Origin of the sequence: Streptomyces seoulensis (assembly GCF_022846655.1) — a bacterium.
GTDB lineage: Bacteria > Actinomycetota > Actinomycetes > Streptomycetales > Streptomycetaceae > Streptomyces.
On sequence record NZ_AP025667.1, the window covers coordinates 3231326 to 3254411 of the forward strand.

The following is a 23086-nucleotide window of genomic DNA, read 5'->3' on the forward strand; positions in this document are numbered from 1 at the left end:
CACCCGAAAGACCTGACATGAGCATCCGCCATCTGCTGCCGGGCCCCATCGGCTTCGGCGCGGCCCCCCTGGGCAACATGTTCCGCTCCCTCACGGACGAGGAGGCCCAGGCCACCCTGCATGCCGCCTGGGACCACGGCATCCGCTACTTCGACACCGCGCCCGTGTACGGGGCGGGCCTCGCGGAGACCCGCCTCGGTGACTTCCTGTCGCAGTACGACCGCGCCGATTACGTGCTGTCGACCAAGGTCGGCCGCCTGATCCTGGACGAGTTCGAGGAACCGGCCACACGCGAACTGGGGGAGAAGGGCAACCTGTTCCAGTACGGCCTGCCCAACAAGATCCACAACGATTACAGCGCGGACGCGACGCTGCGTTCCGTCGAGGACAGTCTGAAGCGGCTGCGCACGGACCGCCTCGACATCGTCTGGGTGCACTCCGTCGCGCAGGACTTCTACGGTGACGAGTGGATCGGCCGCTTCGAGGAGGCGCGCACCGGCGCCTTCCGCGCCCTGACCCGGCTGCGGGAGGAGGGCGTGATCAAGGCATGGGGGCTCGGCGTCAACCGGGTCGAGCCCCTGGAGCTGACCCTCGACCTGGCCGAGCCGACCCCGGACGCCTTCCTGCTCGCCGGCCGCTACACGCTGCTCGACCACGAGCGCGCCCTCCAGCGACTGCTGCCCGCCGCCCGTCGGCGCGACGTGGACCTCGTCGTCGGCGGCCCGTACAGCTCGGGCATCCTCGTCGGCGGCAGCCACTTCGAGTACGGCGAAGCCCCGGCCGAGGTCGTCGCGAAGGTGGAGCGTGTCAACGCCCTCGCGCGTGAACACGGCATCGGCGTCAAGTCCGCGGCGCTCCAGTTCGTCCTCGCCCACCCGGCCGTGGCCGCGGTCGTGCCGGGGGCCAGCAGGCCCAGTCGTATCGCGGAAGATCTCGGCGCCCTCGACCAGAGCATCCCCGCCGCCTTCTGGCAGGCTCTCCGCGCGGAGGGAATCGTCTCCTACGAGGCACCGGTACCGCTCACCTGATTCAGGTGGCACCGCCCGGCGGCCGGTCGTCTGCCGATCAGCCCAGGCCGCCGCGTGACGGGGGCGTGTCCGAATGGTCGCCCGGCGTGGTGACGGCGGGGTCGGTCGGCGGGTGAGCCGTGACGGTGCTCATAGGGGGCAGATCACGTCCTAACGTGGATCGTAGAAGGGCCCCCGCCCCGAACAGCATCGCAAGCCGCGAATCGGGCAATTTGCCGCACATCCCCGCATTGCGGTAGTAGGTCACATGCTTGCGTAGCGATTTGTCCGCCCCTAATCATGTTTCTCGTTGCCGGAGCAGCGGGCCGGACCGGGTGATCGCCTGGTGTGCCTGCCGATGTCTGCCCGGTGACAGCGGGGCCTCGCCCCGACGCCCAACAGATGCCGCGACCGGAATCCGGCCGGTGCCTCAACGACGTCCTCTGGAGAGACCCCCTTGAACGCGATCTTTGCTTCCCGCCGCCCTGCCCGCCTGCGCACCCTCGCCCTGACCGGCCTGACCACCGTGGGTGCCGCGGCCGCCGCCGTGACCCTGATGCCGTCGTCCGCGTTCGCTGCCGAGGCTCAGGCCGCCCACTCGGTCACCGCCCACCGTGCTGCCGCCACGTCCACGGCCAAGTCGGGGAACCTGGACAGCTGGATCAAGCAGTCGCTGGCCATCATGAAGGCCAAGCACATCCCGGGCAGCTACGACGGCCTCAAGCGCAACATCATGCGCGAGTCCGGCGGCAACCCCAACGCTCAGAACAACTGGGACATCAACGCGCAGAAGGGCATCCCCTCCAAGGGGCTTCTGCAGGTGATCGACCCCACCTTCAACACCTACCACGTGGCCGGCACCGCGCACAGCGTGACCGACCCGGTCGCCAACATCACCGCGGCCGCCAACTACGCCGCCCACCGCTACGGCTCGATCGACAACGTCAACTCCGCCTACTGACCTGGCACAGGCACAGGCACAGGCACAGGCACGCGCGCAGCGGCAGTGGCCCCCGACCGTACTGGTCGGGGGCCACTGCCGCTGCGCTGTCGGCTCCTTGTCCTTCCCCCCGAGCCCCCGCGGCCGGAACCCATGGCCGAGGCCACGGCCGTCGAGGTGCCGCCAAGGCCGCGCAGGCCGGCAGAACCGCGCCGGGTCCGCCCTGCGTCTTCTCCGGGAACTGCCCCGGATCTTGGAGAAGGCGTCCTATGCCGACACAGCACGACCGCACGGTGCCACCGACGAGCGGAAGCTCGCGACGCGGCTTGGCCGCCACGACGTCCGCGGCCCTGCGACGGCACCGCAGGACTCTGGCGGGGGCGGCGGTACGCGTCGTGGGTCTGTGCGGACTGGCCGGGCTTCTGATGACGGCCGCAGTGTTCGCGCTCGCCTGGCCCTGCTTCACCCGGATGCGGAACCAGCGCATCTGGTACCAGCAGATGGAGGACCCCTACCTGCACGACCACAGTGACCTGACACTGGTCGCCCTCGGCGCGCTCCCGTTCTTCCTGCTGCTCCTCGGCACCGGTGGCGCGGCCCTGCAGACCGTGTGCTCGCGGGCGGTCGCAGCGGTCTCTCACGAGCCCTCGAAGGACGACGGGTCGTGGGCGCTGAGTTTCGCGCGACTGCGACCGGTGCTCACCGTGTACGCGCTGCGCGGCCTGATCGTATGGCCCCTGCCGCTGCTCGCCGTAGAAGTCGCGTACGACCTCACCGGCCCCCAGATCGACACCGAAGATCAGATCCTGGAACGCGGGTCGTGGCTCTACACGTCTGTCGCGGCCTCTCCCGTGGTCGCCGTGTTCGCCGCTGTGCTGCTGCGCCTGGCACTGAATCTCGCCCCGGCCGCCGCAGCCGACGGCCTCGGGCCCGGCGCGGCCCTGCGCCGTTCCTGGTCGCTGTCGTGGACGCGCGCCGGAGCGGTCCGTGTCCTCGCCCTCACGCTCCCGCTGGCCGCGCTCACCGCCGGGGTGATCCGGTTGGTGGTGCAGCTCGCGCTGCCGTTGCGGCCTCTCGTACGTGGCTGGATCGAAGAAGCCACGGGCAACTTCTTCGCCGCGTACTACGCCGGCATCCTCGCCCCTGTCATCGTCGGCATCCTGGTCACCGCGGCCGTGGTCCTCCCCATCACGTGCACGGCCTTCGCGGCTCTCCACGCCCAGTTGCGGTCGTCCCGTACCTCTCCTCGTGGGTCCGTGAACACGGCGGGCGCCACGGCCTGACGCCGTCCTCGTGCCGGCTCGGCGCCGACGCGCGAGGGCTGTGGCGGTACCGGCGACACGTCAGCGACAGAGGCGTCCGCTGGGGCGGACCGCCCTCCCCGCGACCGTCGGCGGTCAGCCGGGCGTCCTCGCCGTGCGAGCGTTTCCAGTAAGGGCGGGCTTGCGGGCCAGGAGGCAGGCGTGCGGTCTGTTCACGCGTCCGCCGGGCTCCTGTTCCAGCCTCGCGGTGACGACGAGACCGGCCTGATCCAGCAGGCCGACCACGCGGTCCAGGGGCAGGAGGTAGGACTCGTAGGACACCGGACGGCCATAGCCGTGGGTCGGCTGCAGCCGCTCATCGCCGACGTAGTCTCCCCACAGCAGGTGGCCGCCTGGCGCGAGCGTGCGGTGGAACTCGGCGAACACCGCCGGCAGCCACTGCGGGGGCGTGTGATGGGTGGAGTACCAGGCCAGGATGCCGCCGAGTTCGTCGCCCTCCGTATTCAGCGCGGTCATCGAGCCCTCGGTGAACCGCAGGTTCGGATAGGCGTGCCGAGCCAGTCCGATCATCCTGGGCGACAGATCGACACCGAAGGCGGGCACCCCCAGCCCGGCCAGGTACGCCGTCACGCGTCCGGGGCCGCACCCCAGGTCCGCGACCGGTCCCAGACCGGCCGTCCGCACCAACTCGGCGAACCCCGTCAGCATCGCGCGTGACAGCGGGTCCAACTCGGCGGGCGGTGGGACGCGTTCGACGTAATCGGCCGCGACCGTGTCGTACGACTCACGGACAGCGGCCAGGAAGGAGGGCTCAGCCATGCGGGCGACCCTAGAGCAGGCAACTGACATGCCATGGGACGACGTTGAGTCGACCTGCCCGACATCTACTGATCGTTTCCGTCAGGGCACCAGCCGCGGTTGCTCCGGCGCCGCACGCGTCCGTGGTTGTAGCCGGTATGTGTGTGCGCATGGTGATGAGGGGAGTGTTGTGGTCTGTACGCCGCATCGTGTCGGCCGGGCTGTGTGGGGGTGCTGGGATGCCCAGGTCTCGTAGGACGCTGGGAGCGCTGGGCATCGTGGGTGCTGCCGTGCTCCTCCCTTTGAGTAGCTGCTCCGCCCCCGACTCCGACGCCAAGCAGCCTGCCCGGTCAGCGCACCCGCCGGTCTCCAGCTCGGCGTCGGTCGCAGCCGCTCCCAGCACAGATCCTCCCGTCCAGAAGCCGCCGGAGCTGGATGCGGGCGAGACGTTGGCCGGTCGGCGGATGGTGACCACGGGGAACGCCGAGGTGGAGTTCGCCGGAGGCGACAAGGGGGACGCGCTCATCGTCGCGGTGCGCTGCCAGGGCGCGGGGACCGTCAAGGTGGCCGTGCGGCCTGTGCATGTCTCCTTCCCGCTGGAGTGCGTCGCGGGCGAGGTCAGCACTGTGCACAACCAGGTGGCCGTGTCAGGGGCGAGCCGCGGCGGAGTCGTATCGGTGGAGGCGCCCACGGCTGTGCGCTGGTCCCTGACAGTGGGCCGGGGTGCACTGGCGAAGGAGGAGCCGCCGGGCGCCGACGCGACCTCTCCGGAGGGGTCGTAGCCAGGATTGATCTGTTGCTGTGCCCGCCGTTGGTCAGGCGCGGCCGTGTAGGGCGGCGAGGCGGTTGTGCGGCTCGCGGGTGTTCTCCCGCGGGGACCGAAAATCAGGGCGCAGCAAGATCCGTCTCATGTGATGATCCGTCCGGTGCGCCGCGCCTGACGGTGCACCAGTCGCGTGATCAAACCCTTGGGGGGTAGCGATGAGATGGTTCTCTGCTGGAAGCCCGGTACGTCTCAGATCCGGTGCTGCCGCGGCGGTGGCGGCCGGTCTGCTGACCGTCGGCCTCGCCGCACCGGCGTCCGCTGACGACGACCCGCCGCAGACCGACCAGTTGTGGGTCAATCCGCCGTACGAGCAGACGCTCCCGACCGGAGCCGACGGCGGAGAGCCGCAGTCCCGCGCTCTCGACGTCGGCCTTTACCACGACAACCAGAACTTCACGGTGACGGACGGCAGGCTCACCGTCGACGTCTCCGGTCTCGCCGGGGTCGCCGAGGTGACCTGGCCCGACAACTGCACTCCGGCCGGGACGCGCGCGGTCTGCGACATCCCCGTCGTCCCCACGATCGGGGCCGACTACGAGAAGCAGGTGCACCTGACCGTGCGGGCGGCCGACGGCGCCGAAGCCGGCGCGCAGGGCAGGATCACCTACGAGGCGACGGCCACCGGTGGCCCCGACGGCACGCTCACCGCGCCGCACGAGAGCTTCGACACCACGCTCACCGTAGGCGCAGGGCCCGACCTCGCCATCGCCCCGGTCACCGGTGTCGAGGACGGCCGCCCCGGCGACGAGCGGACGATCCCGTTCAAGGTCACCAACAGCGGCAACGAGAGCGCGAACGGCTTCACCGTCAAGCTGTACGCCTCGTACGGCCTGACGGACCTGACCCGGTACGACGCCTGCACCTACACCACGACGAGCGGCGAGGACTACGCGCCGTCGAACAAGGCGATCTGCACGTTCGACCAGGTGCTGGCCCCGGGTGACTCCTTCGAGCTGCCCGAGCCGCTGACGGTGCGCCTGGCCCCGCACGCGATGAGCGAGCGGCTCGACATCGACGTCGAGCCGGGCGGAGGCGCCCAGGACATCGACTCCCGCAACGACTACGAGGTCCTCCAGATCGGCGCTGCGAACACGGCGGACTTCTCGGTGACCGGTGACACCATCTCGGCCGGCGCGGGCCAGACGGCGACGGCCGAGCTGACGTTCAAGAACAACGGCCCGGCCTGGCTCGGCAACCTCGGCTCCGGCGACCCGGTCGCCCAGGTCCGGCTGATCGTGCCCGAGGGCACCAAGGTCACCGGCGTGCCGTCCGGCTGCTACCCGCGCACCCTCGGCGGCGGCTACTACCCGAAGCAGACGGGCGCCCCGCGCTACGACTGCGAGCTGCCGTACTGGGTGCTGGAGGACACCCAGCGCACGTTCGCGTTCTCCGTGCGCGTCGACACAGTGGTGCCCGGCGCGACCGGCGCCGTGAGCATCCACCCCCCGTACGGCGAGTTCGGCAAGACCCCCTTCACCTTCGACCCGGACCTCACGAACAACACGGCCGTCCTGGCCGTCAACTGACCCAGTCACAGGGGTCCGGGACAGCCGTCTGGACGGCTCTTCCGGACCCCTCGCTTCGCAGCGGGTGTGTACCGGGCCGGCGCGACGACGATCCCGCCGAGCAACAGGGCAGGCCACGAAGCCAGACGGGCTTCTCGCCCGGATCCGGTGTTTCGCCGTGTGCTGGATCGCAGCGGGGTGGTTGAGTGGTGGGCGGGCGTGAATTCCGTACGCGGGCATGTAGGCCGGTACCCGGATGTGAGGATGTGCCTCATGACGGCGGGGTGGTGCTCGCGCACCGTGCGGGCCGCGGTGTTCGCGGCCGTGTGCGTGGTGTTGGCCGCCTTGGCGCACGTCATGATGTCCGGCACCCATCTGCCCGCCTGGGCGTTCGCCCTCGGAGCGGTCGCCACCGGTGCCGTCGGATGGGCCCTTGCCGCCCGCGAGCGGGGTCTTCCGCTGATCGTGGCGACCGTCGTGGCGACGCAGGTGGCTCTGCACACGGCGTTCTCCCATGCCCAGTCGATCATCGAGGGCACGCCTGCCCGTGGGACGGGAGCCGGAGGCGCCGCAGGCTCCATGGGCATGAGTCACATGTCCATGTACCCCGCGGACATGAGCATGAGCCGGATGTCGATGGACCACATGTCGACAAGCCACTCGGCCATGAGCCATGCGGTGGCGCCTGATGGAGCTCCCTCCTACGGGATGCTCGCCGCGCACCTGTTCGCCGCGGTGGTCACCGGTCTGTGGCTGGCGTACGGAGAGAAGGCGGCGTTCCGCATCATGCGGGCGATCGCCGGCCGGCTGGCGGCCCCGCTCCTGCTGCTGCTCGGTTTCAAGGTCACCACCGACCACCCCCGGATCCGGGTACCCCGCTCCCGCTCCCGCCGGGTGCGGGGACTCCTGCTCGTTCACGCGATCACCTCTCGGGGACCTCCGCCGGGGACCGCTGTCATCTGAGGACAGCCGGTTTCCCGAGGCTGCGCCGTGCACCTCGGGTCCCGGCCGCATCCCCGTGCACGTACGCCTGAGAGCGTCGCGCCGGGGTGCGGCCGTCTCCCCATTCACCGGGCCGCGATGCCGCCGAGGTGCCCAGGCCCGGACCGCGGAATCCAAGAAGGACACCAGGTGATCAGTTCCGCCCTGCCCGCTTCCCGGACCACCCCCGCTCCGGCGGCGCCGGACGACGACCCGGCGACGATGTGGGCCATGGCCGCCCGGAGCGGTGACGCCCATGCCCGGGAGCAGTTCGTCCGAGCGTTGCACCGTGACGTCCAGCGGTACGTCGCCCGGCTGTGCGGCGACCCTCAGTCGGTGGACGACCTCGCACAGGACACGTTCCTGCGCGCGCTCGGCAGCCTGCACCGTTTCGAGGGCCGTTCCTCGGCGCGCTCCTGGCTACTGTCCATCGCCCGCCGGGCGGTCATCGACAGTTACCGCCACGCCGCCGCGCGACCACGACTGTCCGACGCGTCTGACTGGCAGATGGCGGTCGAGCGGGCGCAGCCGCGTGGCCTGCCGGGCTTCGACGACGGCATCGCGTTGCTCGACCTGCTGGACACTCTGCCGCAGGAGCGACGCGAAGCGTTCCTGCTCACCCAGGTCGCAGGTCTGCCCTACGTGGAAGCGGCCGAGGCCGGCGGCTGCCCGGTCGGCACGGTCCGCTCCCGCGTCGCCCGTGCCAGAGCGACACTGATGGACCTGCTGGACCAGGCGGAACGGCCCGCGTCGCTGCCCGCCGCCTGAAGCCCGGCCCGCGTGAGGAATGCCGTGCCCGGGGGAGCGCACCGGGCGCGGCAACCCTCGCCGTCACCCATCGGCGCGCCACGGGCACAAGCCCCGGCCGGCCGAGCCGGAGTCCACCTTCGTGTGATCCGGGCTGTCGCCGGGAACCGGCTCGTCACCCGGACCGACTGTTCGGACGACCCCGCCGGACACGGCGGGCGGTCCATCCGTAGATCCGGGGCGTACGCACGCCTCACCCAGACCCAGGAGTGGCGCCATGGCACGAATGAACTTCCTCGTCACCGGCATGAGCTGCGGACACTGCGCGGCGAGCATCAAGAAGGCCCTGACCGGGATGCCCGGCGTCAGCGAGGTGGACGTGGACGTCACCGCGGGCACCGTCACCGTGCAGGGCGCGGATCTGGACGACACCCTTCTGCGCGCGGCGATCGTCGAGGCGGGCTACGAGGTGCCGGGCACCGTCGCCGTCTGACGGCCGCCGGACGACTGCCGGCGGCGCTCAGCCTCTCGGACGGAACTGCGGCCCGTAGGTCTCGCGGGTTCCGGCGATCGGAATCTCCATCAGCTCCTCCCCAGGAGCCTGGAGCCTGCGCATGCCCCGCACGGCCGTGCGCAGGCTGTGCCGGTCGCCCTCGTTCCACGCGGCGTCGAGCGCTTCCAGTACGCCGGCATAGGTGCCGTCGAAGGCGTCGAGCAGCCGCTGGGCCTCGGCGGGCGGATTCTTCCAGCCGCCCGCCGGGACCCGAGCCATGGGCCGGGTGTCCGGGAACGGCACCATGGGTCCGGTGAACCGCCATTCGCCCCCGGTCTCGCGGAGCTGGCGCCCGTGGTAGATCTCGGCGAAGGCGTAGTAGTGCGCCATGTGGCCGTCCCTCGGCGCGTCCGCGGGGGAGTGCGAGGTGCCTTCGCCCTGCTCCTTGATGATCTCGATGGCACGCTCGACGTCGTCGAGAGTCCGTACGGGCCTGAGCGTGTCCTCACCGATGCGTTCGTGCAACTGCCGGTCCGTACGCAGATCAGGTGCCGCGGCCAGAAACGCCGACAGCAACTGCTCGTAGAAGAGGCCGATGCTCAACGGGTCGTCCGCGCTGTCGGTGAGGGGCGCGCCCGGCGCCTCGATGGCCATCATCACGTCGTGGACGAACGGCTTAGTCAGGCCCGAGAGACAGACCTCGACCCCTGGGTGCACGCCACCGGGCAGCGGCCCCGGATAGGTGGGCGCGGAGTCCCTGATCCGGGGGCGACCCCCCAGCGCGACCAGGAGATTGCACACGATTCCGAGGTGGTACATCTCGTCGGAGACGATGCGCCGGATCAGCCGTGCGGCATCGCACTTGCGGTTCCTGACCGACCACCATCCGCAGAGGTACGGGGGGATGGTGGCGAACTCGATCTCCACCGCGACCTGGAGCGCGGACCTCAGCCAGGAGATGTCGCGCCGCTCTGCCGGTACGGCCACCAGGCGCACCGCCGCGCCGTGCTGCGGGGCCGCGGACCGCTGACCGGCCGAGCGTCCGGGGGTGTGCGCCGGAGCGGCCAGGGACACCGGCGCCCCCGCGGCCAGCGCGGCCGACGCGAGCACGCTGCGCCTGCGCAACCGGACACCGGTGTCCGCCGAGTCCTCGGGGGACCTCTCTGAATTCGTCACCGCAGCCTCCGTACACGCCCGTGACACGGGCAATCGACCTCGGACCAGGTGCGCGAAGCTAGCAGCGGGCCATGCCCTCTTCGGCGGTGCGCGACCGGCGACTCGTCCTTCCACGCGATCGGCGCACCGCGCGGAACCCAGCGCCCGATTGGTCCGACTACATGTCGAATATGGCTCTTGATCCGGTGTTCGTGATCAAGCGGTGATTGACAGCGGCGCCGAGTGCGTCGGAAGGTGCTTGCTCGGACGACCAGGGTGGGGACGTGGAACGGCAGCAGTACGTGGAGAGATGCTCAGAGCTCTTCGCAGTGGGTGGTCATGAGGCCGTCAGAGCGACGGCAGAGGCGGGGCTCCAGGAGTGCGGACCGGATCCGGTCCTCTTCCGCTGGCTCGGGCAGGCACATGCCGCGGCGGACGAGGAGGACCACGACCGAGAGGCTGAGGCCGCGTATCGCGAGGGCCTCGCCCTGGCGGCGGACGATCTCGGACTCCTGGTGTCGTATCTGGAGCTGTGTCTTCGCTCGGACTCCTTCGACCACCCGGGGCGGGCGCGCCGTGCGGTGGTTCTGCGGGAGAGAATCGAAGAGCTGGCCCCACCCGGGTCGGCCGAGCGCGTGCGCGTCGATGACGCGACGGGCTGGGCCGGACGGGGTTACTGGGACGACCTGAAGGTATCCGTTGCCCAGGGGCAAGCGCAGCATGCCGCCATGGCGGAGCAGAGCGTGCTGGTCACCGACGCGCTACGGCGAGCGGCTCGTGGCGAGCCCAGCGAGGACACAGGGGAGGACATCCGGGCCGCTGAAATCGCGGCGGCGGTCGAGCTGCTGCAGGGGGCCTGGAACGCACCACTGCGTCTGATCCTCGCGCACCGGGTCGCAGCGTATGTGCTGACGTTCGTCGCCGCGTTCGGCCTGAACAAGGCACTCGTGTTGAGCGGAGTGCTGGACTTCAGCCTGTGGGGCTGGTTGTTCGGGGTCCCCATGTTCGTCGCCGAAGCCAAGCTCCGCCAGGCCAAGAAGCTGGGACAGGAGCGCGTCATCGCGCGCATACAGGCGCGCCATGACGAAACGCACCTGTCTGATAGCGCGCTCGGGACCAAGCACCTGTGAGTGCGTCAGGCGACGAGTTCCTCGCAGCGCTCCCCGTACCGGTTGCGGTGAGGTCCAGCCGTTCCGTCTCGTCGGAGCCCGCTGCGAGGTGACGCATGCCCCGGCTGAGTGCGGGCCGGCCGGTCAGACGGCGGTGGCTCCCAGCAGGAGGTCGAAGGCGTCGTCCGCCTCGCGGAGTACCGCCGTCGCGTCGTGGCTGCCGAGGCGCCACGCCGTCTGGTAGCAGGCGAGCGTCAACTGGGCGGCGAGGACGGCGGTGGCCGGAGGGGCACCGTGGTCGGTCAGGTGGTTCTCGAGGAGGTCGGCGTAGTGCCGGGTCTTGCGGGTGTGCCTGTCCTCGAGTTCGGGGTGCTGTGTGACCAGGCGGTGGTAGACCGCGTGGTGGCCGGGGTGGCGGGCGGCTTCGGCGCAGATCGCGAGCAGCAGCCGCCGAGATGTGGCCAGTGCTTGCGCGAGGTCCCGGAGGGGCTCGGCGGGTACGTCGCGCATGGCCGCGGTGAGCGCGTGCAGGAAGTCGTCCTCGGTGGAGAAGACGACTTCCTGCTTGTCGCCGAAGTAGCGGAAGAAGGTGGTGCGGCCGATCTCGGCCCGCTGGGCGATCTCGTCCACCGTGACGGCGTCGAACCCCCGCTCCCTGAAGAGCGCGAAGGCCGTCTCGATGATCCGTTCCCGGGTCTGGCGGCGCTTACGGTCCCGCAACGACTCCGCCGGCAACGTGTTCGCGCTCATTCGGTCAGGATATCCGCCTGCTCCGTCGGGCGGCCGGCGTCGACGAGGCGGGCGGCCTCCCGCCACAGCTCCTCCTCGCGGGCCTCGTCGTACGACTCCGGCGACGAGGGGACGTCGCGGCCGCGATCCAGGTAGGCCCCTGTCCGGGCGGTCAGCCCGGTCAGGATCGTCCCGGTGAGCCGGGCGCCCGCCTGCTGCGGCGTCATGCCCCGGCCGAGGAACCGCTGAAGCTGGAAGAACCCGTTCAGCACACGCCGTACGGGCCCCGGGGCGTGGCGGAAGAAACCGGTGCCCGCGACGAGCGCCGGGTTGTAGGAGTAGACGCCGACGCTGTCGGGCAGGCGGCGGGCCAGCGCGTGGGTCAGGTAGATGACGCCGAGCTTGCTGGTCGCGTACGCGCGCCCGGCCTCCCGCGCTCCACCGGCACGGGGCGCGGCCAGTCGCGCCGGCGTTGCCCAGCGTGGGGGTGGCGTGGCGCCGAGCGTGTGGCGGAACTGCCCGAAGTGGCAGTCGCTCGAGGTGAGCACGATCCAGCCCGGACCGGTGAACCGGGGCAACAGCTCCCGGACGAGCAGGTAGTGGGACAGCACGTTGACCCCGAAGGTCATCTCGTACCCGTCAGCGGTGCGCTGCCCGGTCGTCGTGACCGTCAGGCCGGCGTTGCCGAGATAGCCACCGAGCGGCGGGAGTTGCCCGGATCCGAGCCCGCGCAGGATCTCCTTCACCGCCCGCCTGGTCCCGGAGAGCGAAGCGAGGTCACAGTCCACACCGGTGATCCCGGAGGCGCCGGTGGCCTCGGCGAGTTCCGCGGCGAGGCGTTCGCCGCCCCGGCGAGCCAGCACGACGTAGTGGTCCTGTGGCCGTTCCCGGACGAGCAGTTCGACGGCCTCGCGCCCGAAACCGCGGGTCACTCCGGTTAAGACGATGGTCCGGCTGTCCATGACAGGCTCCTGAGGTACTGAGTTCCATGTGGTACTCAGTACCATAACGTGTCGTGGTTCAGCGGTCGTTGGGCTCCCGGGGTTCGGATGTGTCGGTGGACCCGTCAGGATGATCACGCTCCCGCGTTCCGGCGTGCGGCGCGCATGCGGCCACGGTCGGGCCGGTGAGGTCAGGGCTGGACGAGGCGGTGCAGTGCGAGGCGGGCGAGGGGGGCGTAGGCGAGGAGGGCGAGCTTCGGGCCGTGCATCGTCAGGCTGGTGGTGGTGCCGTGTTCGTGTGGCCTCACCTCGTGGTGGAGCTGGATCTGGATGCGTCCCAGGCGTACCCGCCACGTCCAGGTGTGGCGGTCGTCGTCGACGGCTTCCACGACGAAGGCGGCACGGATGCCGGCGACCGATTCGACCGAGCCGCTCATGCCCGGCCGCAGACGGCGGCTGACGGAGTGCACTGCCTTGATCTGCGGGGACCACGACGCCCACTGGTCGACGCTCGCGTAGCGCTCCCAGACCGCCTCGGGACGGGCCGCGCCGCTGGCGCTCAGGGTCACGCGTGCCATGACAGAGCCCGGAACCGTCGTGGCGGGTGGCTGGTACGAACGGGTGTCATCGGTCTGATCCTGACGCTGGGTGAGGGCTGCGCCCGCGGTCTCATCCCAGCATTCCGACGACAACGGCACCTGTCATGGCGAGTTGCGGCAAAGGGAGCAGGACGAGCCGCGCGCTCGTGCCCACGGACGAGGTGCTCGGGTGACGGCGGCTCCCGCCCGGGGTCGCCCGTCCAGCACGGGCTACTGCCCCCGAGCCGCGCTCAGAGCGCCCCGCCTGCGTCGTACACCACCAGGGCGATCTGCACGCGGTTGTTGAGGTCCAGCTTGGCCAGGATGCGCGAGACATGCGTCTTGACGGTCGGTACGGACAGGTAGAGCTCTGCCGCGATCTCCGCGTTGGTCTTGCCCTGCCCCACCGCGACCGCCACTTCCCGCTCACGGTCGCCGAGCAGCGCCAGTTGCGTCCGAGCCCGCTCCGCCCGGATCTCGCGCCCGCCCCTTCCCTCCGACACCTGCGCGATGAGCTGCTGTGTGACTGCGGGCGAGAGCACCGGCTCGCCCGCCACCACCTTCCGCACCGCCGCCACGATCTCCCGAGGCGGGGTGTCCTTCAACACGAAGCCGGCGGCGCCCGCGCGCAAGGCGCGCAGCACGTGCTCGTCGGAGTTGAACGTGGTCAGCACGAGCACTTCGGGGGGCCGCTCCTCCGCAGAGCTTCCCGGAGTGCCTTGGGACGGGCGTGCGCGCAACGCCTCGGTAGCGGCGAGGCCGTCCATGCCAGGCATCCGGATGTCCATGAGCACGATGTCGGGGGAGTGCTCGGCCACCAGCGCCGCCACTTCAGCCCCGTCCTTGGCTTCGGCGACCACCCGCACATCCGGCGCGCCCCCGAGCATCAGCCGCAACCCGGAGCGCACCAGCGGGTCATCGTCGACCAGGAGTACTCGGATCATGACGGTCACGTTAGCGGCCCACCGCCTCGGCGCAGCCCCAGGGCAGCCGGGTACGCAGCACGAACGAGCCGTCCCGAGGGCCGTGCTCCAGCCGCCCACCGGCCAGCTCGGCGCGTTCGCCGAGCCCGATCAGGCCCTGCCCGGCACCCGGGATCACCGTTCCCCGGCTGTCCGGGAGCGGGTTCATCACGGTCACCGTCAGTCCTTCGCCGGGCCGGCCCGACACGGTGACCGTGATCTCGGTGTCGGGCGCGTGCTTGCGGGCGTTCGTCAGACCCTCCTGCACGACGCGGTACGCGGTTCGGCCGGTGACGGCAGGGACGGTGGCCGCATCCTTGGCCTCTTGTCGGTAGGTGACGTTCATCCCGGCCTCGCGCGACTCCGCCACCAGCCGCCCCACGTCCGCGAGCGTCGGCTGCGGCCACCCTTCGGCCCCGTCCGGGCCCGCCGTCGGCGCCCGCAGGACACCGATCACCTCGCGCAGGTCCTGCAGCGCCTGGTGCGCGCTGTCGCGGATCACCTCGGCCGCGTGCTGGATATCCGCAGCGGGGGCGCCCGGGTTGAACTCCAGCGCCCCCGCATGCACGCTCAGCAGCGACAGCCGGTGGGCGAGGATGTCGTGCATCTCCCGGGCGATCTCCTCCCGTGCTTGTCGTCGGGCCTCGTCGGCGGCCCGGGCCGCGCGTTCCTCCAGCGACGCGACCAGCGCCCGCCGGGAGCGTACGTACAGCCCCCAGCCGATGGCACCTGCCACGAGCGCGAAGTACGTGAGGGCCGAACTGGCCGCCTGGGAACCCGTGTCCGGCCTCCGCGCCAGGAACACGACGAACTGCACCAGTGTGACCGCCGCCAGCCAGGCGGTGACCCGCCGTCGCCGATGCACCGCAACCGTGAACAGGGCCACCAGCGTGGCCCCGGTCAGATGGTGGAAATACGTCCCGGCAAGCATGAGCGCCACGGCCAGTTGCACCGGCCACCGCCGCCGCAGGAACACCGATGCGCAGGCCAGTCCTCCGGCCACCTGGTCGGCGATCTGCTCGCCGCCGGACATGTTCTCGTCCGGGTGCACCGAGTCTGCCGTGACCACGGAGAAGACAACGGCGAAGAGGAAGAAGGCGATGTCGACGAACCAGTCGCGGCGGTTGCGCATACCGCCGAACCTACGTCCGCAGCGCAGCGGCCAGCTCCTGCGTACCGTGGATCGATACCTTCGGACTACAAGCCCGCCCACCCCGTGTACCAATGACCGATACTGCCCCTGAACAGGGGTTTCTACTGTTCATGTCATGAAGGGCACTCTCGGTTTCATCAGCTTCACGCTCATCGTCGGCGGCCTGCAGGGCCTCGTCCACGAGGCCTTCGGCAAGTGGATCCCGCTCATGGGCTTCATGAAGCACCTGTACATCGACGGCTACGAGATCTACATCAGCATCGCGCTCATCGTCCTGGGCATCGCGGTGGGCGCCGCCGCGCGGGCGGCCCCGAAGGAGTAAGAGCCGCTCAGATGGCTCGCGTTGACACGACGCGGGTGCCGAAGGAGTCGTACGACCAGCGCTGGTAACGCAGTTGCGCAGAGTGCGGGTGGCCCTGCCCAGAGCATCACCGCCGACCGCGTGTGGGCGTTCACCGGCTGGACCCGCGAAGGCCGCAGAATTTTTCACGGACAGCGACAACCTCGGGTGGGGCCGCACGTCTGGTGGGGTGAAAGGCGGTTTCCGGGACGGGATTTCGAGCCCCGGCGCTGCCCGACCTTCAGCGTTGTCCTTGAACTCTTTGGAGTCGTTTCCTATGCGGCACATCCGCGCCAAGAAGTCGAACCGTTCCCTGCGCACCTGGGTGCTGGGGTCGACCGCCGGTCTCGCCCTGGTGGCGGGCGGCGGCATCGTCGCTCAGGCTGCCACCGCCGGCCACGCGCACCCGGCCAAGCCGGGTACGTCGGCACCGGCCGCCCCGAAGCCCGTGCCTTCCACCGCGGGGGAGCAGGCATCTTCCGAAGCCCCGAGCGCGGTCCCGGTCCCCGGCGACGCGAACGGCAAGCCGTACCCGAAGCCCGTGCCCTCCACTCCGGGGAAGCAGACCTCCCCCCGCACCGCCCCGAGCGCGGTCCCGGGAGACGCGAACGGCAAGCCGTACCCGAAGCCCGTGCCTTCCACTCCGGGGAAGCAGACCTCCCCCCGCACCGCCCCGAGCGCGGTCCCGGTCCCCGGTGACGCGAACGGCAAGCCCTACCCGGGCAACACCGGCCGCTGAGCCGCCGACCATAGGCGTGGCGGGGCCGGACCGGAACCGGCCCCGCCGTACTCCTGATGTGAACGAGGACGATGCAGCTCACTCTTGCCCTGCCCTGGTGGGCCCGGCTACTGCGCCGCGCCCGGACCACCCCTTCCCCGGCGTCGGGCGCGCAGCACCCCGGCCGAAGATTCCGGCACCTGCGCTCGGTGGCCGACCGGGACGGCGAGGAGGAATCCCCCACACTCGCCGATCTGTACCAGACCCGGCGGCTCGACATGGTCCGGCTGGCAGCCTTCCTGGTGGACGACCTGCACACCGCCGAGGACGTCGTCCAGGACGCCTTCGCCGCCGTCTGCCGTCGGCACGGCGAACGGCTCGACGACCTCCAGGACGCGCACGCCTACCTCCACACCGCGGTGGTCAACGCCGCCCGCTCGGTGCTGCGTCGGCGGCGCACCGCGCGCGCGTACACCCCGCCGTACCAGGGCCCGGGGGCGCCCGTGGACGAACTGCTGCTGCTCGCCGAGGAGCACCGGCAGGTCTTCGACGCGCTCGCGCGGCTCACCATGCGCCAGCGCGAGGTACTGGTCCTGCGTTACTGGTCCGACCTGAGCGAGGCGCAGATCGCCGAGACCCTCGGCGTCTCCCGTGGGACCGTCAAGTCGACCGCGAGCCGTGCGCTCGCCACTCTGGAAAGGCTGTTGGAGGTGGACCGATGAGTGATCAGGCACCGATCGAGGAACGGCTGCGTGCCGCGCTCGAAGCACGCGGGCGGCTCATCAGCGCCCACGACCTGTCACCGGCCCGCCCGCCTGCCGGAAGGACCTGGGGCACACGCCGGATCCGGCGGGTGCTGTCCGTCGCCGTCGCCGCCGCGGCGGCTGCGGCCGCCGTCGTCCTCCTGCTGACCTCCAACACCCCGGACCGCTCCCGCCCGGTACCGCCCGCGCGCCATTCCAGCCCCACGCCCACCGTCCCGCAGCAACCCCTGCCCTCCAACATCCCGCACCCGGTGCCCTCCGCCGTCGCGTCCGGGCCCTAGGGGCGAAGCAGACAGTGACCACCGCCGCGCCGTGACGCCTGCGCAGCGCTCCCGCCCTGGGCGCGAGGACGGACCCGGCGTTCGGGTGAGGGCTCGGGCGCGGGTCGCCGACCGCACGGGGATGTGCCTGTACCAAGGCGGTGAAGGCGTCCGGGGGGCAGGGCGTGCGGGCGCACAGGCGTGAACGTTGAGAGGAGACCGGCGCATGAGCGTGCCGTCCACCATCGACCACCGGGCGACGAGCTACAGCGTGGCCCATGCGTACTGGCTGGCCAAGGCTTCCGACCTCGCCTACAAGGACGAAGCCACGATCGAGAAGCAGGCACGAGCCTGGGGATTCGACCAGGTGCGGCATCACCAGAGCCGGTTCAGCCCGCCCTTCCCCCTGCAGGACACACAGGCGTACACCGCGGTGAGCGACAGCATGATCATCACCGCGTTCCGTGGCACGGAGCCGGTCCAGATCAAGGACTGGCTCTCGGACGCCACCACGCCGCCCCGCCCTGGCCCCGGCGGCACCGGGTACGTCCACCACGGCTTCGCCGAGGCCCTCGAGTCGGTCTACCCCGCGGTCAAGGACACCCTCGCCGGATACCGCACCAACGGTCAGAGCGTCTGGTTCACCGGCCACAGCCTCGGCGGAGCCCTGGCCATGCTCGCCGGAGCCCGCATGTACCTCGAAGAGCCGCGCCTGGCCGCGGACGGCGTGTACACCTACGGCCAGCCCCGCACCTGCGACCGGCTCCTGGCCACCGCCTACAACAAGGGCTTCCGTAACCGCATGTACCGCTTCGTCAACAACAACGACATCGTGCCCCAGATGCCGCCGGAGCCCGCCTTCACCCACGTCGACGCGCTGCGCTACATCGACTCACACGGAAAGCTGCACGAGAGCATGCCCGTGCTCAGCTCACTCGCCGACCGCGCCAGGGGACTGACGGCCGACGTCCTCGCCCCGGCCGGCGACGGAGTACGCGACCACTTGATGGACGCCTACCTCACGGCTCTGGAGAAGAACCTCGCATGACCGGTCGGAACGCCCGTATCCCTGCCTGACGGCCGTTCAGTGATGCGGGGGTGCCGGTGGTACGGCGCCGGGAAGACGGCAGGCACGGCACCAGAACGGTACGCGCGGGGTAAGGCCTAGTGCGGGAATACCCGTGGCGGGCGCTGACGGGGCAGCGTCGTGCGGAACTCCTCGATCACGGAACTCACCTGCCGCATCAGTGATGTCTGTTCCAGCAGGTGCAGGTACAGGTTGCGGCGGGCCAGTCCGGGCAGGTCCACGCAGAAATACATGGCCATCAGCGGGTTGACGAACAACTCGCTGCCCTTGGTCCTCTCCGTGAACCGGACGTCGCCGAAGTCACCGCGCACTGCGGCGGCCACCGATCCGTTCACGATGCTCGGGTGGGTCGGGGTGTGGCGCTGGGCATGCTCCACCGCGTCGAGGTACAGCGCGCCTTCCCGCCCTGCCCCGAGCAGCGAGAACACGCCCAGATAGGAGCCGTCCCGGTCCAGGGCGGCCAGGTTCTCCAGCACGTGTGAGTGGTTCACGCCGTGGAAGGCGTCCACCCCGAAGCCGAGGCAGGCAACCAGCCGGTGGGGGACCTCGTCGAGCTTGCTCACGGCAGCCAGGCTCGCCATGTCCTCCTCCGGGGTGCCCAGACCGTGCTCGTCACCGCGCATCAGGATGTCGGTCCCGCCGTCCACCAGCACGACCGCGTCGATACCGCCGAGATGCTTGATCAGCGCCCGGTATGCCGCCCGCAGCGGACCGACCCCGATGCTCGGGAACGCGTACACGGTCGACGGCAGATCCTGCGTCACGAGCCACTGGGCGAGAGTCCGTTCGGGGAAATAGTCGCCACGCACGGGGATGTCGGGCCCGATGGCCGCGACATCCTCATCCACCCACACATCGGGGCTCAGGCCGTACAGGTCGGCGAAAGACAGGTTGGCGAGGTGCACCTCCTTGCCCGCCGACCGCAGCGCCAGAGCGAGCGGCAGCCCGGCGTACACGTCGAAGCCGCCGCCCGCACCCGCTATGAGAACCCGCCGCGCATCGCGCAGGCGGGTGAAGAACGCGGGTTCCCCCAGAGAGATCACCGCAGGACGTTAACAGGAGGGCGAGACCGCTGCCCGACGCAGGAACAGGGCTGGACGCGATCGGCAACCACTCTGTGTTTATGGAGAGTTGAGATCTGTAAACAATCGTTGAGTGGCGGGTAGGCGCCGAGTAGAGCGCCATGTACACCACAGGCATGTGGATCACACACCCCTGGAGCGCATAGGTGGAACGAACCCCACTGACTGAGTCGCTCGCCCGACTCGATGCGCTGATCAGCAAGCACGGGCTCGACCGGGAGGAACTCCTCGACCCCGACGATCTCGCACGGAGAACGGCTCTCCCCGCCGAGACGGTCCGGTCTCTCCTCGGCGGAGGAAGACCCCCGGACGAGACGGTCAACGACCGAGTACGGTCCCGTGTCAGGACCCTCGCCGCAGCGCGCCTGGCATCCACGAAGCGGCGCATGGCGGACCTCGCCGCGGAACTGCACGACGAGCTCGGCGTTTCAGAGGTGTGGGCGCGCTCCGTGTGTGACGGCAAGAAGGTGCCGGACGTCGAGCTGCTCCACGCGCTGGTGCGGTTCTTCGGCGTCGAAGGGGAGGCGTTCTTCACCTTGCCGGCCGACGACGCGCTCAGCCGGGAACTGCAGAAGGTCCTGGGTGAGATCGAGAACGATCCCGTGGTCGCGCTGATGGACCAGTACGGCGTCCGATCCACGGACCTGCGGATGCACGGCTCATTGCCTCGCCGTCAGCTTGAGCGCCTGCTCGAAGGTGTCTTCCGGCCGGTCGTGCCCGAGCTCGATGACGGGAGCGGGGCTCGGTGAGGGCCATGAAACCGCTGCTTGGTGCGTTAGGGGCGGCGGTGGCGCGGAACCTGGAGCCTCCGGCTGAACCGCGCGTGGTGATGGACGCGTTCTGCCGAGCGATGAGCGAGCACCGCGGTCGGCCGATCGATCTGGTCTTCAGGGCCTTCCCCGAGGAGATCCCGGTTTCCAGGATGCGGCTGGACTGCGGGGACCGCTCGATCATCGTGGTCGAGGAGCGCACGCCGCCCGAGTCGCAGTTGGTCATTCCGGGCCACGAGCTCTGGCACGAAGAGCAGGAGGATTGCGCGCACCACGTTCCTGGTCTGCCCGCGGCCGCCGCCCGCACGCTCGGCTCGACGGACCCCACCGACGCCATCTCCCACGCGCTGCACCGGCCGCGCACTCTTGCCCCCATCCGCGAGCGGATGGCCCCACAAGAAACGCGAACCCATGCCTGACGACGTCACCCGTCCCACCGTCATCGTGCTCGGCGCCGGCATGAGCGGTCTGCTGGCCGCAGCAGCCCTCGCCGACCACGCCGACGTCACCCTGATCGAACGCGACACCCTCCCCGCAGGCCCGGAACCCCGCCGGGGCGTCCCCCAAGCCCGCCACGCCCACCTGGTGTGGACCGGAGGTGTCACCGCGCTCGACACGCTGCTGCCCGGGCTGATCGAGGAACTGGTCGCCCGCGGCGCCCGCCTCGCCCACATCATGGGCGACATGGCCTCCCGCGCCCCCAACGAGATCTGGTTCCGCCGCTTCACCTCCACCCCGCACCGCAATCTGGTCTGCTCCCGCGATCTGCTGGACGCGGTGACCCGCGAACGTGTCCTCGCCGACCCCCGCATCACCCTCCGCCAGAACACGACCGCCGTCGGCATCGACGGAGGCGCCGCCCGCGTCACCGGCCTCCACGTCCGCGCCCTGGACGCAGAGGTGGAGCACCTTCCGGCCGACCTCGTCATCGACGCGACGGGCCGGGGCTCCCGCGCACCGACCTGGCTCCAGGGGCTCGGCCTTCCAGACGTGCCCGAGCGCCGAGTGGACGCCGGGGTCGCCTACGCCACCCGGGTCTACCGGGCATCGGCCGACGATTTCCCCCTGGTCAACGTGCAGGCCAACCCCGCCGTGCCGCCGGGCCAGGGAGGCATCATCCTGCCCGTCGAGGACCGCCGCTGGATCGTCACCCTCTCCGGCACTCGCGGCGGCGAACCCACCGACGATCCCGACGCGTTCACGGACTTCGCGCTCGGCCTGGGCGATCCGGTCATCGGTGAGCTGATACGCGACGCCGAACCCCTCACCGAGGTCGTCACCACCCGTAGCACCGCCAACCGCCGCCGCTACTTCGAGAAACTGCGCCACTGGCCGGACGGCTTCAACGTCATCGGTGACGCCATCGCCGGCTACAACCCCGTCTACGGCCACGGCATCACCGTCGCCGCCCAGAGCGCCGTCGCTCTTCGCGAACACGCGGCCACCACGGGCCTCACCCGGCCGGGCAGCGCACGCCGCCTGCAGAAATCGGTGACCCGCCCGGTCGCCGCCGCATGGGACCTGGCCATAGGCCAGGACATCTTCTACCCCGGCGCGAGCGACCAGCCCCCCACCTGGGTCGAGCGCGCCCTGGCCGCGTTCGTCGACCGTGCCGTCGCCACCGGCGCCCGCAACCCTCGCGCCCTGACCGCCCTCCTGGACGTGATGAGCCTGTCCCGGCCGGCGACCCGTCTCTTCTCCTCCGACATGCTCCTGCCGATGCTCTTCGGCCCCAAGCGGGCGCTCCTGGACAGCGCTCCGCTGAGTAAGGAGGAACGCCAGTCCGCAGTCTGAGCCTTCGCGAGTTGCAGCCGCTCAGTCGGCCGAAGTGTTCTGTGTCGCCTCGCGTGCCTCGGCGAGGGCCCGCTGCCTGAGGTCACCGCCGAACAACTGGATCGTGGCGGCGGCCAGGATGTCATCCCTGCGGATGGTCCGCCTGTCCCCTCTACGGGCGGACAGAGCCTTGAGGGAATCCTTGAAGAACGGGGGAGGGGTCGATTCGCCCGACACCACTGGGGTGACCGCACCGAAACGTCTGACCCCGCCTTCGCGGACGACCATGGCCGCGTCCCGGGCGAGATCCGTCAGGAACACGCTCGCGATTCCGTCCAGGTCGCGCACCATCGCCGGGACGGCCGTCGCCCCCCGGCTACGCAGCAGCGCCTTGACCCCGGCCTCGAACCTGTGGGCGCCGACCACAGCACTCGGTCTGCGTGACCCGCGGCGCTTGGGAGAAGGCACGACGACACCTTCCGCGTCGTACAGGACACCGGTGAGGCCATGAAAAGTCGGGCTGTGCTCGTACCACTTGACCCCCACCTCGACTTCGACGTTCCGCTCGATCGCCGAGAAGATCCCTGGGAATCAGCTTCTTCCGGGCCTCCTCTGCCGCCGCGCTCCTCGCGCCGTCGATGATCTCCGTCAACACTGTCCGCGTCACCGACGCTGCGGTCCACGCCGCCGACCGAGAGACGTGCATCCGAGTCACGTCCCTGAACACTGCTTTGACAAGAGAGGGGTTGAACGGCGAGCCATCCATGACCGAGGCGGATTCAGGACCGCTGCGCTGAGGGCGCGCGGAATGTGCGGTCATCAGAAGAATCGCTCCTTGCCGGAGTTATCAGAGACCCACACATCACGATGCGGGCCCGGTCTCTTCGCCCATCCGCCCCCGAGGCGGCACCCGGCCAAGGGCCTGACAGGCACATCCCGACGGCCGAGCCGATCATAGCCACCTCCCGCACGCCCGTACCGTGCCGCCTGCGTCTCCCGTCCGACCGCACCCTGATTCTCCCTGCGGCCCGTCGTTCGGACGGTCGGATGTGGTCCGCGGGGAACGGCTGATGGCGCCCGTCGGAGGCCCCTTCCGTCGCACGAGG

25 protein-coding genes and 1 pseudogene are annotated in these 23086 nt (G+C 70.4%); 17 read left to right on the plus strand and 9 right to left on the minus strand.

Annotation, left to right across the window (positions count from 1 at the left end; genetic code table 11):
- The first annotated feature begins 17 nt into the window (after positions 1 to 17).
- From HEK131_RS14895 to HEK131_RS14905, 3 genes are all read left to right on the plus strand, one after another.
- On the plus strand, positions 18 to 1028 hold the full coding sequence (locus tag HEK131_RS14895) for an aldo/keto reductase (RefSeq protein WP_244335639.1): 1011 nt from the start codon (positions 18 to 20) through the stop codon (positions 1026 to 1028).
- 436 nt (positions 1029 to 1464) lie between these two features.
- Positions 1465 to 1968, plus strand: a complete 504-nt coding sequence (locus tag HEK131_RS14900) for a transglycosylase SLT domain-containing protein (RefSeq protein WP_244335641.1) — start codon at positions 1465 to 1467, stop codon at positions 1966 to 1968.
- 305 nt (positions 1969 to 2273) lie between these two features.
- Positions 2274 to 3230 (plus strand): hypothetical protein, encoded by a 957-nt coding sequence (locus HEK131_RS14905; protein WP_244335643.1) that lies wholly within the window; start codon positions 2274 to 2276, stop codon positions 3228 to 3230.
- A 114-nt stretch (positions 3231 to 3344) separates the two neighbouring features.
- Here the strand turns inward: HEK131_RS14905 and HEK131_RS14910 are convergent, their stop codons facing one another.
- A complete protein-coding gene (locus HEK131_RS14910) occupies positions 3345 to 4028 on the minus strand; it encodes a class I SAM-dependent methyltransferase (protein WP_244335645.1) in 684 nt (227 codons plus the stop codon).
- Positions 4029 to 4471: 443 nt separating this feature from the next.
- On the opposite strand from HEK131_RS14910, the gene HEK131_RS14915 reads away from it, so the two are divergent.
- The 5 genes from HEK131_RS14915 to HEK131_RS14935 all read left to right on the plus strand — a co-directional run bounded on the left by HEK131_RS14915 (position 4472) and on the right by HEK131_RS14935 (position 8559).
- A complete protein-coding gene (locus HEK131_RS14915) occupies positions 4472 to 4789 on the plus strand; it encodes a hypothetical protein (protein WP_244335647.1) in 318 nt (105 codons plus the stop codon).
- 199 nt (positions 4790 to 4988) lie between these two features.
- The gene (locus HEK131_RS14920; protein WP_244335649.1) at positions 4989 to 6359 is read left to right on the plus strand and encodes a hypothetical protein; all 1371 of its coding nucleotides are present in this window, start codon (positions 4989 to 4991) and stop codon (positions 6357 to 6359) included.
- Positions 6360 to 6611: 252 nt separating this feature from the next.
- Positions 6612 to 7301: a hypothetical protein gene (locus HEK131_RS14925; RefSeq protein WP_244335651.1), complete on the plus strand. Its 690-nt coding sequence runs from the start codon at positions 6612 to 6614 to the stop codon at positions 7299 to 7301.
- 168 nt (positions 7302 to 7469) lie between these two features.
- The gene (locus tag HEK131_RS14930; RefSeq protein WP_244335653.1) at positions 7470 to 8087 is read left to right on the plus strand and encodes a sigma-70 family RNA polymerase sigma factor; all 618 of its coding nucleotides are present in this window, start codon (positions 7470 to 7472) and stop codon (positions 8085 to 8087) included.
- Between the two features lie 256 nt (positions 8088 to 8343).
- The gene (locus tag HEK131_RS14935; RefSeq protein WP_244335655.1) at positions 8344 to 8559 is read left to right on the plus strand and encodes a heavy-metal-associated domain-containing protein; all 216 of its coding nucleotides are present in this window, start codon (positions 8344 to 8346) and stop codon (positions 8557 to 8559) included.
- A 27-nt stretch (positions 8560 to 8586) separates the two neighbouring features.
- On the opposite strand, the gene HEK131_RS14940 is transcribed toward HEK131_RS14935, so the two are convergent.
- Positions 8587 to 9735, minus strand: coding sequence for a ferritin-like domain-containing protein (locus HEK131_RS14940; protein WP_244335657.1), 1149 nt, complete (start codon positions 9733 to 9735; stop codon positions 8587 to 8589).
- 263 nt (positions 9736 to 9998) lie between these two features.
- On the opposite strand from HEK131_RS14940, the gene HEK131_RS14945 reads away from it, so the two are divergent.
- Positions 9999 to 10844 (plus strand): hypothetical protein, encoded by an 846-nt coding sequence (locus HEK131_RS14945; protein WP_244335659.1) that lies wholly within the window; start codon positions 9999 to 10001, stop codon positions 10842 to 10844.
- A gap of 123 nt (positions 10845 to 10967) precedes the next feature.
- Here HEK131_RS14945 and HEK131_RS14950 read toward each other — a convergent pair whose 3' ends face one another.
- The 5 genes from HEK131_RS14950 to HEK131_RS14970 all read right to left on the minus strand — a co-directional run bounded on the left by HEK131_RS14950 (position 10968) and on the right by HEK131_RS14970 (position 15165).
- Complete coding sequence (locus HEK131_RS14950; RefSeq protein ID WP_244335661.1) at positions 10968 to 11573, minus strand: TetR/AcrR family transcriptional regulator; 606 nt, start codon at positions 11571 to 11573, stop codon at positions 10968 to 10970.
- Positions 11570 to 12514: an SDR family NAD(P)-dependent oxidoreductase gene (locus HEK131_RS14955; RefSeq protein WP_244335663.1), complete on the minus strand. Its 945-nt coding sequence runs from the start codon at positions 12512 to 12514 to the stop codon at positions 11570 to 11572. Before HEK131_RS14955 ends, HEK131_RS14950 begins: the two co-directional genes overlap by 4 nt.
- A 170-nt stretch (positions 12515 to 12684) precedes the next feature.
- Positions 12685 to 13071 (minus strand): SRPBCC family protein, encoded by a 387-nt coding sequence (locus HEK131_RS14960; RefSeq protein WP_244335665.1) that lies wholly within the window; start codon positions 13069 to 13071, stop codon positions 12685 to 12687.
- 251 nt (positions 13072 to 13322) lie between these two features.
- Positions 13323 to 14015 (minus strand): response regulator, encoded by a 693-nt coding sequence (locus HEK131_RS14965; RefSeq protein WP_244335667.1) that lies wholly within the window; start codon positions 14013 to 14015, stop codon positions 13323 to 13325.
- A gap of 10 nt (positions 14016 to 14025) precedes the next feature.
- A complete protein-coding gene (locus HEK131_RS14970) occupies positions 14026 to 15165 on the minus strand; it encodes a sensor histidine kinase (protein WP_244335669.1) in 1140 nt (379 codons plus the stop codon).
- Between the two features lie 136 nt (positions 15166 to 15301).
- On the opposite strand from HEK131_RS14970, the gene HEK131_RS14975 reads away from it, so the two are divergent.
- The 5 genes from HEK131_RS14975 (at position 15302) to HEK131_RS14995 (ending at position 18316) form a co-directional block, all read left to right on the plus strand.
- Entirely contained in the window at positions 15302 to 15508 is a 207-nt protein-coding gene (locus HEK131_RS14975; protein WP_244335670.1) for a hypothetical protein, read from the plus strand.
- 295 nt (positions 15509 to 15803) lie between these two features.
- Positions 15804 to 16265, plus strand: coding sequence for a hypothetical protein (locus tag HEK131_RS14980; protein WP_244335671.1), 462 nt, complete (start codon positions 15804 to 15806; stop codon positions 16263 to 16265).
- Positions 16266 to 16336: 71 nt separating this feature from the next.
- Positions 16337 to 16966 carry a SigE family RNA polymerase sigma factor gene (locus tag HEK131_RS14985; RefSeq protein ID WP_244335672.1) on the plus strand — a complete coding sequence of 210 codons (630 nt, stop codon included), beginning with the start codon at positions 16337 to 16339 and terminating at the stop codon, positions 16964 to 16966.
- Entirely contained in the window at positions 16963 to 17289 is a 327-nt protein-coding gene (locus tag HEK131_RS14990) for a hypothetical protein (protein ID WP_244335673.1), read from the plus strand. The genes HEK131_RS14985 and HEK131_RS14990 overlap by 4 nt, the downstream gene beginning before the upstream one ends.
- A 205-nt stretch (positions 17290 to 17494) precedes the next feature.
- Entirely contained in the window at positions 17495 to 18316 is an 822-nt protein-coding gene (locus tag HEK131_RS14995; protein ID WP_244335674.1) for a lipase family protein, read from the plus strand.
- Positions 18317 to 18432: 116 nt separating this feature from the next.
- On the opposite strand, the gene HEK131_RS15000 is transcribed toward HEK131_RS14995, so the two are convergent.
- Positions 18433 to 19398, minus strand: a complete 966-nt coding sequence (locus HEK131_RS15000; RefSeq protein ID WP_244335675.1) for a DUF1152 domain-containing protein — start codon at positions 19396 to 19398, stop codon at positions 18433 to 18435.
- 185 nt (positions 19399 to 19583) lie between these two features.
- Here HEK131_RS15000 and HEK131_RS15005 point away from each other — a divergent pair, with 185 nt between their 5' ends.
- Genes HEK131_RS15005 through HEK131_RS15015 form a run of 3 tightly spaced genes read left to right on the plus strand, consistent with a single transcriptional unit; the run spans position 19584 to position 22001 of the window.
- On the plus strand, positions 19584 to 20186 hold the full coding sequence (locus HEK131_RS15005) for a hypothetical protein (RefSeq protein WP_244335676.1): 603 nt from the start codon (positions 19584 to 19586) through the stop codon (positions 20184 to 20186).
- A gap of 5 nt (positions 20187 to 20191) precedes the next feature.
- Positions 20192 to 20626: a hypothetical protein gene (locus tag HEK131_RS15010; RefSeq protein ID WP_347881857.1), complete on the plus strand. Its 435-nt coding sequence runs from the start codon at positions 20192 to 20194 to the stop codon at positions 20624 to 20626.
- Entirely contained in the window at positions 20619 to 22001 is a 1383-nt protein-coding gene (locus tag HEK131_RS15015; protein WP_244335677.1) for an NAD(P)/FAD-dependent oxidoreductase, read from the plus strand. The genes HEK131_RS15010 and HEK131_RS15015 overlap by 8 nt, the downstream gene beginning before the upstream one ends.
- A gap of 21 nt (positions 22002 to 22022) precedes the next feature.
- Here the strand turns inward: HEK131_RS15015 and HEK131_RS15020 are convergent.
- Positions 22023 to 22800 (minus strand): annotated as a pseudogene (locus HEK131_RS15020) (hypothetical protein).
- Positions 22801 to 23086 lie beyond the last annotated feature (286 nt).

Coding starts and splice junctions, on each gene's coding strand:
- HEK131_RS14995 (WP_244335674.1), top strand. CDS start 17,495: ATGAGCGTGCCGTCCACCATCGACCACCGGGCGACGAGCTACAGCGTG.
- HEK131_RS14935 (WP_244335655.1), top strand. CDS start 8,344: ATGGCACGAATGAACTTCCTCGTCACCGGCATGAGCTGCGGACACTGC.
- HEK131_RS14950 (WP_244335661.1), bottom strand. CDS start 11,573: ATGAGCGCGAACACGTTGCCGGCGGAGTCGTTGCGGGACCGTAAGCGC.
- HEK131_RS14990 (WP_244335673.1), top strand. CDS start 16,963: ATGAGTGATCAGGCACCGATCGAGGAACGGCTGCGTGCCGCGCTCGAA.
- HEK131_RS14915 (WP_244335647.1), top strand. CDS start 4,472: ATGGTGACCACGGGGAACGCCGAGGTGGAGTTCGCCGGAGGCGACAAG.
- HEK131_RS14895 (WP_244335639.1), top strand. CDS start 18: ATGAGCATCCGCCATCTGCTGCCGGGCCCCATCGGCTTCGGCGCGGCC.
- HEK131_RS14975 (WP_244335670.1), top strand. CDS start 15,302: ATGAAGGGCACTCTCGGTTTCATCAGCTTCACGCTCATCGTCGGCGGC.
- HEK131_RS14985 (WP_244335672.1), top strand. CDS start 16,337: ATGCAGCTCACTCTTGCCCTGCCCTGGTGGGCCCGGCTACTGCGCCGC.
- HEK131_RS14965 (WP_244335667.1), bottom strand. CDS start 14,015: ATGATCCGAGTACTCCTGGTCGACGATGACCCGCTGGTGCGCTCCGGG.
- HEK131_RS14910 (WP_244335645.1), bottom strand. CDS start 4,028: ATGGCTGAGCCCTCCTTCCTGGCCGCTGTCCGTGAGTCGTACGACACG.
- HEK131_RS14980 (WP_244335671.1), top strand. CDS start 15,804: ATGCGGCACATCCGCGCCAAGAAGTCGAACCGTTCCCTGCGCACCTGG.
- HEK131_RS14920 (WP_244335649.1), top strand. CDS start 4,989: ATGAGATGGTTCTCTGCTGGAAGCCCGGTACGTCTCAGATCCGGTGCT.
- HEK131_RS14925 (WP_244335651.1), top strand. CDS start 6,612: ATGACGGCGGGGTGGTGCTCGCGCACCGTGCGGGCCGCGGTGTTCGCG.
- HEK131_RS14955 (WP_244335663.1), bottom strand. CDS start 12,514: ATGGACAGCCGGACCATCGTCTTAACCGGAGTGACCCGCGGTTTCGGG.
- HEK131_RS15010 (WP_347881857.1), top strand. CDS start 20,192: ATGAAACCGCTGCTTGGTGCGTTAGGGGCGGCGGTGGCGCGGAACCTG.
- HEK131_RS14960 (WP_244335665.1), bottom strand. CDS start 13,071: ATGGCACGCGTGACCCTGAGCGCCAGCGGCGCGGCCCGTCCCGAGGCG.
- HEK131_RS14970 (WP_244335669.1), bottom strand. CDS start 15,165: ATGCGCAACCGCCGCGACTGGTTCGTCGACATCGCCTTCTTCCTCTTC.
- HEK131_RS15015 (WP_244335677.1), top strand. CDS start 20,619: ATGCCTGACGACGTCACCCGTCCCACCGTCATCGTGCTCGGCGCCGGC.